Raw genomic sequence first — 14,700 nt, forward strand, 5'->3', positions numbered from 1 at the left:
ACCCGTCGACCGTTGCTCCGGCGGCAAATAACCTTTGTCTTTGCGCCAGGTCAAGCATGCATGGCCACCAGCGCGGCTGCGACATGAGGCGTTTGCAGGCACCAGCGACCAAGGGGTTTCATCGGCTCTGCTCAAGCGGGAGAGCGTCTTTTCCCTCGAAGTTGCTCTGCTAGAATTTGCCCCTTCAGGAAACACACGCTGTTTCTCTGAAACCCGGGGAACTTAGCTCAGCTGGTAGAGCAGCGGACTCTTAATCCGTAGGTCGAGAGTTCGAATCTCTCAGTTCCCACCAAACACCCTTTTAAAACTTGAATAGCTTGCTTCAAATAACGTAGCAGGCTTTTTTGTTTTTTAGTCCGGTGACAGTTTCGCGCTTATTGCCCCTGTTTTGGTGACAGTTTCCAGCCGCCCCCCTGTCTCGCGCGTGCCTGAGCGTTTTTCCCGATATGTATTGAGGGAAGACTTAACGTCTGGTTTGGTGTCGCCATGCGCCGGACTTTCGCACCGCCCCATGCCCATGCTCAACCGCCCAAACGCTGCAGTTCATGCGTAGGCGTGCCGGCCTGACGATGCCACGTGGCAAACGTGTGCCGAAGGTCATGCCAGCGGAAATTATCGATTCCAGCCCGTATTAGGGCCTCCCGCCATGCCTTGGTGGACACCTGCGTTACCGGTTTGCCCCGGAACGTGAAAACACAAGTTGGATGCACACCAATTTTTCGATTTATCACCTCCATGGCAGCCTCGTTCAAGGGCATCCAAGCGATATTGCCTGATACTCACGCGGTTACGATGTGGGCTGCAAGCAAAAAGAACCTGGAATGATGAATTTTGGATACAGCGGACTCATTCATTGGCGTGCTGGTGCTGTGGTATTTCCTTGGGCCGCGCAACGGCAAGTCGGGCTAATTTGACGCAGGAGAATAATTATGAAAGATCTGGTTTGGGACAACTTACTGAGTGTCGGCGTCGCTGAGATCGATGAAGATCATCGCAAGCTGATCCATATCTTCAACATTCTCAACCATGCCATCACGGATGGGGAATCCAAAGAATATCTTGCGGCGACCTTGGAAGAGTTGATCAACTGTACGGTCTGGCATTTCAGTCACGAGGAGCGGTTGATGCTGAAGCATCGTTATCAGGAATATGAAGAGCACAAAGCCGAGCACCAGGAATTGATTCAAAGCACCAGGGAACTCCAGCAGCAGATTGTTGGGTCGGACAAGCCCTTCGCGGATGAACATATCCAATTTCTGGAGCGTTGGTTAACCGTGCATATCCTCACCGCAGATGGGCGACTGGGCTCTTATCTTTCTCATGTGATGTAGGCCTCATAAGTTCGACACTTCCTGCGCGTAAGTGTTTGATTCCATTAGAAACGGAAGTCAAACTGCAGACTACAAGGCGGGCTGGGCGAGATCAGATGGGGTTGGCGGTTGTTGGTACCGGTCACCAACTGAGCCACGGCGCCGATATTTCGTTGGGTCGCGCGTCGAACCCAAACGGCTCACCCCTTTTCGCAGCGCTTGTCTGACGAATCCAGAAGTGCAACGACATCGGGCCTGGAATGAAGGATGCCAAGTGCCTGGGCTGCAGCCTTGCTGAAATCAATGATCCGGTGCTTGACGAATGGACCACGGTCGTTGATGCGCACAATGACTGATTTCCCGGTCTTGGGGGAATGGGCGCATAACCTGGTGCCAAACGGTAGTGTCGGGTGTGCGGCAGTCAGGGCGTTCATATTGAACCGCTCGCCGTTGGCTGTACGCTTGTTCTGAAATCTCTCTCCATACCATGAGGCAATGCCATGCTGAAGCACGCCAGCAGCGTCAAGGACGGTCTTGGACGCCACTGAACCTACTGAGGCCACCGCCAACGCAACCGAACTGACCGATGTCACGGCAGTCGAGCTTACCTGCATGATGGCCTCAACAGGCTTTGTGGCAACCGTCATTTGGCCGCCGGCCAAGGGCACCGCATCAAGTGGTGCATCTGCCGCCAACACCGGTGCACTGACCCACAGGCTGCACAACACGACAACAATGTGGTGTCGAAGTTTGTTGAGCGCTGGCCTTTTAATTGCTAGCCTGCCGAATCGAAGGCTATCGCACTGTTCAGTATTTTTGATGTACATGTATCGAGGTTCATTTGGCGTTGCCGGTTAAAAAGGACGGGGCACAAAAAAACACAATGGGCTCGGAACAGTGGTGCAGGTGAACAGACCGCCTCACACGCATTTTAGCCTCCCCCTCTGAGCTCGGTGTCGGTCATTCACGTCATATTGCCTCATACTCATGCATCAACAACTTGAACCACGCGAAAAAGGAAACCGACATGATGAACTTTGGATACAACGGACTTATTGGGGTGCTGGTGCTTGCTGGGGACATCTGGGCCATTCTCAACATTCTCCAAAGCTCTGTGTCCAACGAAAAGAAATTGATCTGGATCATCGCTGTCGTGCTGCTGCCGATTCTGGGTCTGCTGCTGTGGTTTTTCCTTGGGCCACGCAGCGGCAAGTCGGTCTAGCAGATCGGTAGCCACAAGACAAAGGGGCAAAGTTCATAACGAACCCTGCCCCTTTTGGGTGCTTCCTCATGTATGGGAAGCGTCATGACGGAAAACCGTCATTCAGTTGTGAGCGTAAGTGTGGTCCATGGTCATCTATGGGGCTCCTTCACCGGGAGTGAAAACCCGGTCACAACTAAATTCTGCTCCACATTTTTTCAGTAGTCAACGACTTTCACAACGAAAAACTTCTCATTCAACAAAGGGAAAAATACTACAACCGCATTCCGCCAGCACCAACCAAGCCGATCAAGCCGATCACGATCAGGTAGATCGCCACGATATAGTTCAGAAGCCTGGGCACGACCAGGATGAGAATCCCGGCGACGAGCGAGATCAGGGGTGTCAAACTAAGATTCAGGTTCATAAAATTTCCAATCCATTCATTTAATGTGTGCGGGAGAGCATGATGGCAGCAGACCACACCCAAGGTCTGTTTGCCAGCGCACCGTAGCGACAAGCTGATGGTGTCCAACCTTCCCCGACAATTTGCTTTTCAACAATTTTTCCGACTCTCCATGTTCAGCTTCCTATTCAAATTGGTCACCACGGCCTGCCTCATCACCACCCTTCAAGCCTGTGCTGTGGTGGCTGTCGCTGGCGCCGCTGTCACGGTGGTGGCCACCGGCGTCACCATTGCCGCCAAGACGGTTGGCGCGGTGGCCGATGTGGTGCTGCCGGATGGTGATGATGACTGACAACCGGCCCTGGAAAATAGCATTCTGGAGCTTGGCGCTTGGCGAATTTGCTGCACCAGTGAGCCCGCGCTCACCTCAACAAACCACGGCTCACCGGCGGTTTGGATTGTTCGGGAAGCGGTCGAAACGGTTACGAACACCGTCGCCGTCACGATCGCGGTCCTGCTGGTTCCGGATGCCGTCGCGGTCAAAATCACCGTAGGGTCCGCGGCGCTGCTGCTGCTGCTGCTGCCAGCCATAGTGCCGGCCATTGTCATGGCGCTGGTAGTAGCGGGGCGCGGGCGTGTAATACGACCGGGGCTGAACGTACACGGGCGCTGGCTGCACATAGAAGCCCGGGGTCTGCACGCCGATAGAAAAATACACATCGCTGCGGGCTTGCGCCGACGAAGCTGCCGCAATAGCGCCCAGCGCAACGGCCACGGTGGCGAGCGATTTGATGGAGATGAGATGTTTCATGAAAACTCCTTGGGTTGTTGAGGGTTCCATGTTGCGCGTCAGTGTGTGAACACAAGCTGAACCGATTCAAGAAAATGGTGGACAGAAGTCACACGCTCGAAGTCTCCCGACTGGCCGACGACCTGACCAAACGCGGATAATTCCACCCCATGAGAATCAATCTGGTCACACCGTTCGCTGAAAAAGACGCGGCCAAAGCCCTCGGCGCACGCTGGGATGCCGCCAAAAAATGTTGGTACATCATTGATGTTGCCGACCTCACGCCGTTTTTACGCTGGATTCCAAACATGGAAGCAGCCCTGGAAAACTCGTCGGGTAGCCCGACCCCCTTGGCGAAAAGTCCATCAAGAGCGCCTGTCAATCAGTTCAAGGGCCCCACCACAGGGCCCACCGTAGAGGTGCCGCACTGTGGCTGTGACGTCCTGCCCTGGGAAGATTGCGCGCACACGGCAAAGCCGTAGGCACCTGGTTCGATCCCTTGTCGGGGCTGCCAAATGCTTGAAACTGCGTCAGGTGATCGCCGCTTAAACTCAAGCCTATCTCATCACGAAAGAAAAAATGTTCGATCAAAGCGGCCAATGGAAGCACCTGGAAACCTTCGACGATTTTGACAATGGTCTGTCAGAGCTGATCGACCTGTGGTCCAGTACCTCAAAGACGGTGACCAAAACCGTCAAGGCCTCGGCACTCGCTCATTTCAAGGAAGACCTGGAAACCGCCATACTTCAATGGGCCGACAACCGGGCCAAGTCCAAAAAGTACGCAGCCATTGCCAAGGAGTTGGCAGAGTTTGAAGAGGCCTTGAAATAAGGCATTGCCCATGCCCGCGACTGCAGGCTAGCCAGGCACGTCAACCACGAAGCCCTCGACAAAGCTTTCCTGCTCGCCTTTGTGCACGTAGCCCATCGGGTTGGCCACCACCTGACAGGCAAACTCGTGACCGTCGCGAGTGCCCCGCACTGTGTAATTGTTGGGGCAATGCAAATGGCCGTGCATCCAGACCTGCGCAAAGGGCAACAGTTCGTCCAGTGCGTTGCAGAATCCGGCCGTGCCCGGCTGCTTGCCATACCTGGGGTCGGCACTGTGCAGCGTGGGCGCGAAATGCGTGACGACCACGGTGGTGCCGTCGAACGGCGTCTGCAAGGCGCCGCGCAGCCAGACCTGGCATTCCAGTGACATCTCCCGCAGGGCATCTGCCAGCATGGGCAGGCCTTGACTCAAGGTGGTGTTTTTCGACAGATAGTAATTGGCGGCCCGAAACGCTTTTTCACGCTGCTGCAGCTGTTTGGTCAAGGTCTTCTCGGCCTTGGCAAAGGCGTCAAAATCACTCCACAAGGTGGTTCCGACAAAGCGAACAGTGCCGATGGTGACCATTTCACGCTCCAGCCACTCTATCCCGAGGTTTTGGCAAATCTGGCGCAATCTGGCGTAAGTGTCGGCAAACTCCAGCGCATCGAACTCATGATTTCCCGGCGTAAAAAGCACCCGGGGCCAAGGCGATCCGGCTTGCAAGGGTGAAAACCGCGCCAAGCCAAAATCATCCTCCGTCAGCAGCGACCCGGTCTGGTAAGAACCAATGTCCCCTGCGAGCACCAGCACATCCACGTCGGGCGCAGCTTGTGGCGTGAAATCGGGGTGCAACTCAAGGTGAAGGTCTGACAGCAATTGGATTCGCATGGGTGGTTTAGTCTAAGGCAGCGCCTTTTCGTGATTTGTCTTGCCCGTGAATGCTTGGAATTAGTGACGGGTCACTAATAATTGCTGCAACGCAACAATTTTTCACCATTCACGCATATTCCCACTACAATTCACCCATGCTGCACTGCAACATAGCAATCCTGCCGGGTTGCCGAAGCAAATGCGGTCAACCCATCAAGGAAACTGAAATGAACCAATCTGCTGAAAAATTCGCCGCCACCGCCAAAGCCAACCTGGAAGCCGCCCAAGCGCTGGCCGCCAAGGCACAGTCTGGCGTGGAAAAGCTGGTCGACCTGAACATGGCCACCTCCAAGGCTGCCATGAGCGAGTCGTTTGAGCACGCCCAAGCCGTTCTGGGCGCCAAGGACCCGCAAGCACTGGCAGCCCTGCAGGCTTCCCTGGCCAAGCCCCTGGCTGAAAAAACAACAGCTTACGCTCAGGAATTCCAGAAGATCGTCGCTGGTGCCAGTGCCGAATTCACCAGCGCAGCCCAGGCCAACATGGCCGACGTGCAAAAGGGTTTCGCCACCCTGATGGAAAGCGCAACCAAAGGTGCGCCTGCTGGTTCCGAGTCCGCCATGGCCTTTTTCAACCAGGCCATGAACGCCAGCCAGAACGCATTCAAAACAGCTCAAGCTTCGGCCCAGCAAGCAGTTGACGCCGCCCAAGCCAACTTCACCGCAGCCACCAAGCAAGCGACTGACGTTGTCAAGAAGGCCACCAAGTCCGCATGATTCGCTGCCTGATTTGGCAAGAATGACACAAACGGCACTTCAGGGTGCCGTTTGTGTTTTCGAGCCAGCACAAAGTGATCAACATGCAAGGTCAAACCGAACACTCGGCACAGGCCAACGCGTCAGTCCCTGAGGCTGATGAGCGCGTCTTGCTGCTGGAAGAGGTCAATTTCAAGTGGCTGTTGGCGGGCATGGGACTGTGGATTGACATGGTGCGTTTTCACCAGGACCCCGTCTACGCGGCACGCTTTCTGGCGTTGGCCGAGGCGTCAGAGTCTCCAGCACTGCGCAAGTGCGCCGCTGCACTGCAAGGCAAAAAAGAAAGCGCTTGCCAATAGCGTACGATCCATTTCATGAACTACAAGAAGACAGGCGTGACCGCCTTGGGCGCTTTGCTGGCCCTGGTGCTCGCCATGACGGGCTGCAGCAGCACGCCCCCCACACCTCCCGCCCAAGCCGCGGTGAACGCGCCAAAGGCCAAACCGGTCATTGCGCTCGCCCTGGGCGGCGGCGCCGCCAAGGGCTTTGCGCACATTGGTGTCATCAAGGCACTGGAAGCACAGGGCATCGTCCCCGACATCGTGATCGGCACCAGCGCCGGTTCGCTGGTGGGCGCGCTGTACGCCTCAGGCAAAACCGGATTCGAGCTGCAGGAAATGGCAATCCCGTTTGACAAATGGCAATTCATTGACTGGGGCATGCCCAACCGCGGCTTGATGAAGGGCGACGCCCTGACCAAGTTCGTGAATGCGGCCGTCGGCGGCCGCGCCATCGAGAAATTCCCCAAGAAATATGGCGCCGTGGCCACCGACCTGCAATCGGGGGAGCCCATCGTCTTTCGCTCGGGTGATGCTGGCATTGCCGTGCTGGCTTCCAGCAGCGTCCCGCTGGCATTTCAACCTGTGACCATTCGCGGCCGCCAGTACGTCGATGGTGGCCTGACCAGCCCGGTGCCCGTCAGGCTGGCTCATGACATGGGCGCCAGTTTTGTCATTGGCGTGGACATTTCCGACAAGCCGGCCAATGGCAGCATCAACAGCACCATGGACGTGGCGCTCCAGACCCTGGCCATCATGGGCCAGATGATCCGGCGCTATGAACAGCCGGTGGCCGACATCATGATCCGGCCCGATATTTCGAGGCTGGGCTCGGTTGATTTCGACAACCGCCACCAGGCCATCCTGGAAGGTGAACGGGCTGCTGGGATGCAAATGCAGACGCTCAAGGACAAGTTGGCAAGGTTTGGGCAACCGAGCTAATCAGCTGGGGTCAGAGCACGTCGCTTCGCGAGTGGTCTGACCCGCAAGGTCTCACAACGACTGCAAAACGATGTCGATTTGGGCGCCACCCAGCTCCGATTGGGACACTTTCAATTCGCCCTGATGGCTGGCCACCAGATCTTTGACCACGGCCAAGCCGATGCCGTGACCGGGTACGCGCTCGTCCAGGCGCACACGCCGCGCCAGTACGGCACCAGGGTCGGCAAAACCCGGGCCATCATCACCAACCCGAATGTGCAAGCGTTTGCCGTCCACCCATAGCCGCACAGACACCTGGCTCTTCGCCCACTTGGCCGCGTTGTCGAGCACGTTGCCAAGCATTTCAAAGGCATCACCTTCATCCATGCGCCAGCTCAAGTCGAGCGGACAGTCCAGCGCAAACACCAGCGGCTTGTCCACGTAGACCTTGACCAGGGTGTCACGAATCCGGTTCAGGATAGGGGCCAGCACCAACTGTGGCGCAAAGCGGGCGGCGCCACTGGCCCCAGCCCGACCCAACTGGTGCACCACGATGTCGTTCATGCGGTCCACTTGCCGCGCCACCATGCCGGGCAATTCAGCCGGCTCATCGAGTGAGGCGCGCAACGCCGCCAACGGTGTTTTGAGACTGTGGGCCAGGTCATCGAGCGCATCCTTGTAGCGTGTCTGCCGCGCTCTTTCCTGGTCCATCAAGCCATTGAGATTGTGGGTCAGACCGGCCAGTTCATCCGGATAAGTTCCCTCGACCCGCGCCTGCTCGCCATTTTCAATGTGCTGCACTTCCCGGGCCATGCGGCTCAGCGGGGCCAGCGCCCAGCGCAGCAGCAGCGTTTGCGTGAGTAACAACAGCAGCCCGGCCCCCCCCAGCCAGCTCCACAGCGTGCGCTCGAAGGCCTGCACTTCCAGGTCAAAGGCGGCCTTGTCTTCCAGCACAGAAAAAACCAGCGGCGCTGCCCGGTCATTCACCGACCACTTGACGGCGTAGCTGGCGGCGAGATAGGCGCGCGCAGACCCGGATGTGGCGCCGTGCTGCGCCTGGGGAGCGGTCACGGTGTCAAACTGCCACAGAGCCGGCGCCTGGGTGCGCTGAAAAGGAGGATTGAGACCCAGTGTGGACGACGACTGCCATTCTTCGTTTTTGTTCAGGTTGGCAATGTTGGCGTACAAACCGGACGCCGGCAGCGACAAGCGGGGTTCGGCCAGTGTGGCGGGCATGACCAGCGTGCCCTGGGCGTTCAGCTCCGCCCCCGCCATCAAGAGGTAAATGGTGGTCTGCAAGCGTGCATAGCGCTGGGCGCGCACGCTGTCCACATAAGCCTGCTGCACCGCCCAGCCGGCACCGGCCAAAAAGACCAGCAACACAATAAAGGCACCCCAGATCAGGCGGGCACGTATGGACAGCGGTGTTCTCACTGCAGCACGAAGCGGTAACCCCTACCGCGCAACGTCTCGATGGGTGCCAGCAGCCCGTCGGGGTCGAGTTTGCGCCGCAGCCGCCCGATCAGGACCTCCAGCACATTGCTGTCTCGATCCTCGTCATGCGGGTACAGGTAGTCGGACAGCTCCTGCTTGCTCACCACCCTGGCGCGGGCACGCACCAGGTATTCCAGCACCCGGTACTCAAACAGGGTCAGCTCGAGCGCCTCGCCATTCAAGCGGGCGCTCTGAGCCGAAAAGTCGACACTCAAGGCGCCCAGCGTCAGCACTTCCGATGTCGCCTTGTGGGCGCGCCGCAGCAGCGCCTTGACGCGCGCCGCCAGTTCGGGGTACTCAAAAGGTTTCACCAGATAGTCGTCGGCGCCAGCCTCCAACCCGAGCACCTTGTCCTGCCAGCTGCCACGCGCAGTCAGAATCAAAATCGGCAGGTTTCGGCCCTCGGCGCGCAGAGTTTGCACCACCTGGAGTCCATTGAGCTTGGGCAGGCCGAGGTCGACAATGGCCAGGTCCAACGGGTATTCGCGGGCCTGGAACAGGCCATCTTCACCGTCGGCAGCCAGGTCGAGACGATAACCATCGGCTTCGAGCTGTCGCTTCAGGCTCAGCCGCAACACGGCATCGTCTTCAATCAACAGCAGGCGCATGTGCTTAAAGCCTGCGCCCGCTGGCAGCGTCGATCAGCACCACGATGACCTCCCCTTTCGGCGTCAGCAGCTTGACACGCCAGACCGTTTGACCTTCGCGCTGGACCTGCTCCACGGCCAGAACCCGGCCGCCCGTGGCTTGCTGCGCCATGGCGGCAGCATCATCACGGCTCACATCGGCCCAGGCCGGCAGGCTGAGCGCCAGCATCAGGGCAGTGATCAGGGTGGTCAACAGTTTCATGGCGTGCAGAAGTTGGGAGTGCTTGCGTCAGGCGATGTTACTACCGCCCGGCTCAAGCTGATTACTGCGTGATCGGCTCAACGGTCACGCGCACCGGCAGGCTGTTGCCCGGGTTGCTGCGCATGAAAGTGGTGTAGTTCTGCCCGCGATAGTCGTAGCTGACGCGGTAGCCGCTGATGCGCGTTTGCGCGTCGTACACGGTGCGGCAGCGCTGTACCTCGCGCTGCGCCGTTTCATAGCCACCGTTGTCGTATGGGTTGTTGCGGTATTGGCCGTTGTCATACGGGGACCGTGCGTCACGGTTCTGAAGCTGGTCGCCCGCCATGGCGCCCAGCACCACGCCCAAAGCGGTGGCCACATCCTTGCCGCTGCCACCACCCACCTGGTGCCCCAAGACGCCACCGGCCAATCCACCCACAATGGCGCCGCCGTACTGCCGGTCCTGGCTGGTCTGGCGCTGCGTATTGACGCGACCGCCATTTTCCGGCACCCAGTGGCTGCTGCATTCGTTGCGCGGCACATTCACGTTTTCGTACTGTGGCTCGGCACTGCGAACACGCGCGTTGTCGGTAAAGGTTTGGGCCTGGGCACCGAACAAGGCGCCGGCAAACAGACTGGTGAGAACGATACGTTTCATGGAAAACTCCTTGGGTTGGTATGGCCTGCAGTTTGCACGCGCCTGCCTGAACCCGAACTGAACAGAAGCCAAATAATCATAACAATGCAAAAATGATGGCCATTGATGCACTTCTGAATGGATTCGATGGCTTTTCGACTCGTCCTTTTCATCCTCGCCGCAGCACTGACGGCCGCCCATTTTTTCAGGGCAGAAAACTATGCCATGGTGGCCCTGAGCCTGGCGACGCCCTTGCTGTTTTTGTACCGCAAGCCGGCGAGCCTGGTGCTGCTGCAACTGGCCGCATACGGCGCCGCGGCCAATTGGCTGATCGTCGCGCTGCTGCTGGTCCAAATGCGACAGCAAATCGGACGTCCCTGGACCGTGGCCGCCATCATTCTGGGCGCAGTCGCCCTGTTAACGCTGCTGGCCGGCTTGTTGCTGAACTCCCGGGTCATGCGCCAGCGCTACAACTAATCCATCGCCATGAAGCACAGTTCAATCCGAAGTCCCATCACACCCGCCTTGACGCTGTTCACGATGTTCTTGCTGGGCGGCTGTGCTGCGCAGGAAGTGGGCGCAGAAATCAAACTGGCGTCAGGCTCCCATCCGACCGACCTGACTTGCCCTCGCACCAGCAACTGCGTCAACTCCTTGCCCGGCAATGGGCTTGCGGCACTTCGCCATACCGGCGACCCTGTGCAGGGCATGACCCTGCTGCGCGCCACGCTGGCCAGCTTTCCTGAAGCCAACATCGTGCGCAGTGACCCGCTTTGGCTGGAGGTCATCTTCACCACCACGCTGGGGTTCAGGGACCAGGTCGACTTTGTGCTGGATGCCAAAACTGGCGAGATCAACTACCGGTCGAAATCCTTGGTGGGCCGGTATGACTTTGGCAAAAACAAGTCGCGTATGTCCGTGTTTTCAGAGCGCTTTGCGGCCCAGTCCAAGCTACTGCCAAGCCAGTAAGCACGCCAGCAAGTAGCTGCCCAACGGCAGACCGTCGAGCGCCTCATCGGAAAAACTCTCCATCATGCATTTTTTGCATAGCGTCATAGATTGACGTCGTATGACCGTTTCATCCTAGGGTAACTACCTAGAATTTTGCGCATACACCTGATCAATCAACCTGTTTTGGAGAACCCGATGAGCTACCGAATCGAAAGAGACTTTCTTGGTGAAAAGCAGTTGCCGGACACCGCGTACTACGGGGTGCAAACCTTGCGCGGCAAGGAGAACTTTCATATCACGGGCATCCCGATGTCGACGGAGCCCTACTTCGTCAAGGCGTTTGGCTACGTCAAAAAAGCCGCCGCTTTGGCCAATCGGGATCTGGGTGTGCTTGAAGCCGATATTGCCAACGCCATTGCCGTCGCGTGTGACCGCCTGATTGCGGGGGAAATGGCCGACCAGTTTGTCACTGACTTCATCCAGGGCGGTGCCGGCACCTCCACCAACATGAATGCCAACGAGGTGATTGCCAACCTGGCCTTGGAACAGATGGGGCACAAAAAGGGCGAGTACCAATTTGTCAATCCCAACGACCATGTGAACTTTGGGCAATCCACCAACGACGTCTACCCGACTGCCTTCCGGCTGGCGTTGATTCTGCGGCTTGAGAGCTATATGGACGCGCTGCGGCGGCTGCAGAGCGCTTTCTTCGCCAAGGGCAAGGAGTTCGAGAAAGTTTTGAAAATGGGCCGTACCCATCTGCAAGATGCCGTTCCGATGTCGCTGGGTCAGGAATTCCACGGCTGGGGCACCACCCTGGGCGAAGAAGTGCAGCGCATCGCCGAGGTTCGCCAGTTCCTGCATGAAATCAACCTGGGGGCCACCGCCATTGGCACCATGGTCACGGCGGCACCCGGTTACCCGGAACTGGCCACCCGATATCTGTCCGAACTAACCGGTGCCGAATTCATACTGGCCGGCGACCTGATCGAGGCCACTTCCGACACCGGTGCCTACGTGCTGCTGTCAGGTGTCCTCAAACGCACCTCGTCCAAACTCACCAAAATCTGCAATGACATCCGGCTACTGGCCTCCGGGCCACGCTGTGGCTTCAACGAGATTCACCTGCCCCAGATGCAGCCGGGCAGCTCCATCATGCCGGGCAAGGTCAATCCGGTGATCCCGGAAGTGGTCAACCAGACCAGCTTCTTGGTGATTGGCCTGGACCTGACGGTCACGCTGGCGGCCTCGGCCGGGCAATTGCAGTTGAACGTGATGGAACCCGTCATCACCTACGCGCTGTTCACCTCCATTTCCACCATGGAGAACGCGGTCAACAGTCTGAACGTCAATTGCATCCAGGGCATCACGGCCAACGCGGAACACACGCGCGACATGGTGCTGAACTCGCTCGGCATCATCACGGTGCTCAAACCGTCCCTGGGCTACAAGCAATGTGCAGAGATCGCCCGCGAAGGCTACGAGACCGGCAAATCGCTGCATGACATCGTCGTCCATGAGCGTCAGCTGATGACCCAGCATCACTGGGACGAAGTGTTCTCGTTTGAAAACCTGATCAGCCCGAAGTTCGCGCAATGATCGTGGCCCAACCGGGCTAACGCCCGCCATTGAAAGACAGAGGAAAAGAAAATGACTTTATCGATTGTTTTGCAATTCATGGTGGTGCTCGCCGCCATCTGGATGGGTGCCCGGTCTTCAGGTATCGGCCTGGGCCTTTGGGGTGCGGTTGGTTTGGCGGTGCTGATCGGCGCCTTTGGCATCACCCCGACCTCACCGCCCATCGACGTCATGCTGATCATCCTGGCGGTGATCATGGCCGCATCGGTCATGGAGGCGGCGGGTGGCATTGACTTTTTGGTCGGCATCGCCGAGCGCATCATTCGCGCCAACCCAAAGTACGTGACGATCGTGGCACCGCTGACCACCTGGACGTTCACCTTCCTGGCCGGCACCGGTCACATCGTTTACCCCCTGCTGCCCGTGATTTATGAAACAGCGCACCGCAGCGGCATTCGCCCGGAACGGCCCATGGCGGTGGCCACCATTGCCTCGCAGCAGGCCATCACGGCGAGCCCGGTGGCAGCCGCCACCGCAGCCATGATTGGTTTGTTTGCTGAAAAAGGCATGGCCGAGTGGGGACTGCGGGAGATTTTGCTGATTTGCGTACCCGCCACACTGATTGGTGTCATCGCCGCCGCCATCGTCTCGATGTTCATCGGCAAGGACCTGAAGGACGACCAGGTCTACCAGGCGCGTCTTGCTGCAGGTGAGATTCCCGCACCACAACCGCCCTCCGAGCGCCCTGCCCTCAAGCCTGCGGCCAAGCTTGCTGCCTACGTTTTTCTGAGCGGTGTGGCCTTGGTCGTGTTGTTCGGGTTTTTCCCGCAACTGCGGCAACTCCCTGGCGCGAAAAGCCCGCTGTCGATGCCCATCGTCATTGAAGTCATCATGATGTCCATCGCGGCGATCATGCTGCTGGTCACAAAAGTGCCCGTCGACGAAGTCCCCAAAACCGCCACCTTGCGTGCCGGTGTGGTGGCCGTCATCGGCATTTTCGGTTTGGCCTGGCTCGGCGACAGTTTCATCTCGGCGAACAAGGACTTGATCATTCCCGCCATTGGTGAATGGGCGAAAGTGGCACCCTGGACTTTTGCCTTCGGTTTGTTCCTGGCGTCCGTGTTGCTTTACAGCCAAGCGGCCACCACCCGCGCGCTCATGCCGCTGGGCGTGGTGTTGGGCATACCCCCGCAGTTTCTGATTGGCATGTTTCCGGCAGTCAATGGCTATTTCTTCATTCCGACCTACGGCTCACTGATCGCCGCCATCAACTTTGACCTGTCAGGCACCACAAAGATCGGCCGCTACGTGCTGAACCACTCCTTCATGATTCCCGGTCTGGTGGCCACGGTCGTGTCTGTTGCCACCGGCTTGGCCATTGCTGACATGATCTTTTGATGACGCATCAGCCAGTGAGATCTTGCAAACTCCAGGAGAAGTTCACGTAAGCACCCGTCGTCAATGAGTTTTAAAACGAAAAAAAGCCCAACTGAAACAGCAGGGCTTTTTATGTATGGTGGTGTACTGCGGACCCCGGTTCAATACCGTGAATATAGACATCTGATAACACCCGCTATGACCCTGCTGAAGGATACGGGAAGGTACTTGCGCCTGCCAACCCCTCCCCCACTAAACGCAAGTTTTCGCATCCCTTCGATTCGGTCTCACCCATCGATTCAAGGGCGGAATTCGACCATTCCAGCCAGTCGAACTCACATCCGCTTGGACCGGAATGCGTCAGAAGTCATTCGCGACAGTCAGCGTCCTGGTAAATCAGTTGCGTGATTTTGGATGCTGGGCAGCAGTCGTTTGCG

Annotated in this window: 21 protein-coding genes and 1 tRNA gene; 13 read left to right on the forward strand and 9 right to left on the reverse strand. The window is 57.9% G+C overall.

What is annotated here, in order from left to right:
• Positions 1-216 precede the first annotated feature (216 nt).
• A tRNA-Lys gene (locus Q7U49_RS00955) sits at positions 217-292 on the forward strand.
• Between the two features lie 229 nt (positions 293-521).
• On the opposite strand, the gene Q7U49_RS00960 is transcribed toward Q7U49_RS00955, so the two are convergent.
• Complete coding sequence (locus Q7U49_RS00960) at positions 522-758, reverse strand: tyrosine-type recombinase/integrase (RefSeq protein WP_304761858.1); 237 nt, start codon at positions 756-758, stop codon at positions 522-524.
• Between the two features lie 171 nt (positions 759-929).
• Between Q7U49_RS00960 and Q7U49_RS00965 the strand changes: the two genes are divergently transcribed.
• Positions 930-1,331: a bacteriohemerythrin gene (locus Q7U49_RS00965; RefSeq protein ID WP_304761860.1), complete on the forward strand. Its 402-nt coding sequence runs from the start codon at positions 930-932 to the stop codon at positions 1,329-1,331.
• Positions 1,332-1,510: 179 nt separating this feature from the next.
• Here Q7U49_RS00965 and Q7U49_RS00970 read toward each other — a convergent pair whose 3' ends face one another.
• A complete protein-coding gene (locus Q7U49_RS00970) occupies positions 1,511-2,137 on the reverse strand; it encodes a septal ring lytic transglycosylase RlpA family protein (RefSeq protein WP_304761862.1) in 627 nt (208 codons plus the stop codon).
• Between the two features lie 200 nt (positions 2,138-2,337).
• Here Q7U49_RS00970 and Q7U49_RS00975 point away from each other — a divergent pair, with 200 nt between their 5' ends.
• Positions 2,338-2,532 (forward strand): PLDc N-terminal domain-containing protein, encoded by a 195-nt coding sequence (locus tag Q7U49_RS00975; protein WP_304761864.1) that lies wholly within the window; start codon positions 2,338-2,340, stop codon positions 2,530-2,532.
• Positions 2,533-2,785: 253 nt separating this feature from the next.
• On the opposite strand, the gene Q7U49_RS00980 is transcribed toward Q7U49_RS00975, so the two are convergent.
• A complete protein-coding gene (locus tag Q7U49_RS00980; RefSeq protein ID WP_304761865.1) occupies positions 2,786-2,938 on the reverse strand; it encodes a DUF3096 domain-containing protein in 153 nt (50 codons plus the stop codon).
• Between the two features lie 151 nt (positions 2,939-3,089).
• On the opposite strand from Q7U49_RS00980, the gene Q7U49_RS00985 reads away from it, so the two are divergent.
• The gene (locus Q7U49_RS00985; protein WP_304761867.1) at positions 3,090-3,269 is read left to right on the forward strand and encodes a hypothetical protein; all 180 of its coding nucleotides are present in this window, start codon (positions 3,090-3,092) and stop codon (positions 3,267-3,269) included.
• Between the two features lie 90 nt (positions 3,270-3,359).
• Here Q7U49_RS00985 and Q7U49_RS00990 read toward each other — a convergent pair whose 3' ends face one another.
• Positions 3,360-3,728, reverse strand: coding sequence for a thrombospondin type 3 repeat-containing protein (locus Q7U49_RS00990; protein WP_304761869.1), 369 nt, complete (start codon positions 3,726-3,728; stop codon positions 3,360-3,362).
• A 149-nt stretch (positions 3,729-3,877) separates the two neighbouring features.
• On the opposite strand from Q7U49_RS00990, the gene Q7U49_RS00995 reads away from it, so the two are divergent.
• Both Q7U49_RS00995 and Q7U49_RS01000 read left to right on the forward strand, forming a co-directional pair.
• Positions 3,878-4,189: a DUF5710 domain-containing protein gene (locus tag Q7U49_RS00995; RefSeq protein ID WP_304761871.1), complete on the forward strand. Its 312-nt coding sequence runs from the start codon at positions 3,878-3,880 to the stop codon at positions 4,187-4,189.
• A gap of 97 nt (positions 4,190-4,286) precedes the next feature.
• On the forward strand, positions 4,287-4,538 hold the full coding sequence (locus Q7U49_RS01000) for a hypothetical protein (RefSeq protein WP_304761872.1): 252 nt from the start codon (positions 4,287-4,289) through the stop codon (positions 4,536-4,538).
• A 27-nt stretch (positions 4,539-4,565) separates the two neighbouring features.
• Here Q7U49_RS01000 and Q7U49_RS01005 read toward each other — a convergent pair whose 3' ends face one another.
• Complete coding sequence (locus Q7U49_RS01005; RefSeq protein WP_304761874.1) at positions 4,566-5,405, reverse strand: metallophosphoesterase; 840 nt, start codon at positions 5,403-5,405, stop codon at positions 4,566-4,568.
• Between the two features lie 209 nt (positions 5,406-5,614).
• Here Q7U49_RS01005 and phaP point away from each other — a divergent pair, with 209 nt between their 5' ends.
• The 3 genes from phaP to Q7U49_RS01020 all read left to right on the forward strand — a co-directional run bounded on the left by phaP (position 5,615) and on the right by Q7U49_RS01020 (position 7,419).
• Positions 5,615-6,160, forward strand: a complete 546-nt coding sequence (gene phaP / locus Q7U49_RS01010) for a TIGR01841 family phasin (protein WP_304761876.1) — start codon at positions 5,615-5,617, stop codon at positions 6,158-6,160.
• Positions 6,161-6,243: 83 nt separating this feature from the next.
• Entirely contained in the window at positions 6,244-6,498 is a 255-nt protein-coding gene (locus Q7U49_RS01015) for a hypothetical protein (protein ID WP_304761878.1), read from the forward strand.
• Positions 6,499-6,513: 15 nt separating this feature from the next.
• The gene (locus Q7U49_RS01020; protein WP_304761880.1) at positions 6,514-7,419 is read left to right on the forward strand and encodes a patatin-like phospholipase family protein; all 906 of its coding nucleotides are present in this window, start codon (positions 6,514-6,516) and stop codon (positions 7,417-7,419) included.
• A gap of 51 nt (positions 7,420-7,470) precedes the next feature.
• Here Q7U49_RS01020 and Q7U49_RS01025 read toward each other — a convergent pair whose 3' ends face one another.
• The 4 genes from Q7U49_RS01025 to Q7U49_RS01040 all read right to left on the reverse strand — a co-directional run bounded on the left by Q7U49_RS01025 (position 7,471) and on the right by Q7U49_RS01040 (position 10,378).
• On the reverse strand, positions 7,471-8,832 hold the full coding sequence (locus Q7U49_RS01025) for an ATP-binding protein (RefSeq protein WP_304761881.1): 1,362 nt from the start codon (positions 8,830-8,832) through the stop codon (positions 7,471-7,473).
• Positions 8,829-9,500: a response regulator transcription factor gene (locus Q7U49_RS01030; RefSeq protein WP_304761883.1), complete on the reverse strand. Its 672-nt coding sequence runs from the start codon at positions 9,498-9,500 to the stop codon at positions 8,829-8,831. Before Q7U49_RS01030 ends, Q7U49_RS01025 begins: the two co-directional genes overlap by 4 nt.
• 4 nt (positions 9,501-9,504) lie before the next feature.
• Positions 9,505-9,741 (reverse strand): PepSY domain-containing protein, encoded by a 237-nt coding sequence (locus Q7U49_RS01035; RefSeq protein WP_304761884.1) that lies wholly within the window; start codon positions 9,739-9,741, stop codon positions 9,505-9,507.
• Positions 9,742-9,802: 61 nt separating this feature from the next.
• The gene (locus Q7U49_RS01040; protein ID WP_304761886.1) at positions 9,803-10,378 is read right to left on the reverse strand and encodes a glycine zipper 2TM domain-containing protein; all 576 of its coding nucleotides are present in this window, start codon (positions 10,376-10,378) and stop codon (positions 9,803-9,805) included.
• A 126-nt stretch (positions 10,379-10,504) separates the two neighbouring features.
• On the opposite strand from Q7U49_RS01040, the gene Q7U49_RS01045 reads away from it, so the two are divergent.
• The 4 genes from Q7U49_RS01045 (at position 10,505) to Q7U49_RS01060 (ending at position 14,284) form a co-directional block, all read left to right on the forward strand.
• Positions 10,505-10,834 (forward strand): hypothetical protein, encoded by a 330-nt coding sequence (locus tag Q7U49_RS01045; RefSeq protein ID WP_304761888.1) that lies wholly within the window; start codon positions 10,505-10,507, stop codon positions 10,832-10,834.
• Positions 10,835-10,843: 9 nt separating this feature from the next.
• A complete protein-coding gene (locus tag Q7U49_RS01050; protein ID WP_304761890.1) occupies positions 10,844-11,326 on the forward strand; it encodes a DUF1499 domain-containing protein in 483 nt (160 codons plus the stop codon).
• Between the two features lie 177 nt (positions 11,327-11,503).
• A complete protein-coding gene (locus tag Q7U49_RS01055; RefSeq protein WP_304761892.1) occupies positions 11,504-12,907 on the forward strand; it encodes an aspartate ammonia-lyase in 1,404 nt (467 codons plus the stop codon).
• 51 nt (positions 12,908-12,958) lie between these two features.
• The gene (locus Q7U49_RS01060; RefSeq protein ID WP_304761893.1) at positions 12,959-14,284 is read left to right on the forward strand and encodes an anaerobic C4-dicarboxylate transporter family protein; all 1,326 of its coding nucleotides are present in this window, start codon (positions 12,959-12,961) and stop codon (positions 14,282-14,284) included.
• The last annotated feature ends 416 nt before the right edge of the window (positions 14,285-14,700 follow it).

This window comes from Rhodoferax sp. (assembly GCF_030653815.1).
In the GTDB taxonomy this organism is placed as follows: Bacteria; Pseudomonadota; Gammaproteobacteria; order Burkholderiales; family Burkholderiaceae_C; genus Rhodoferax.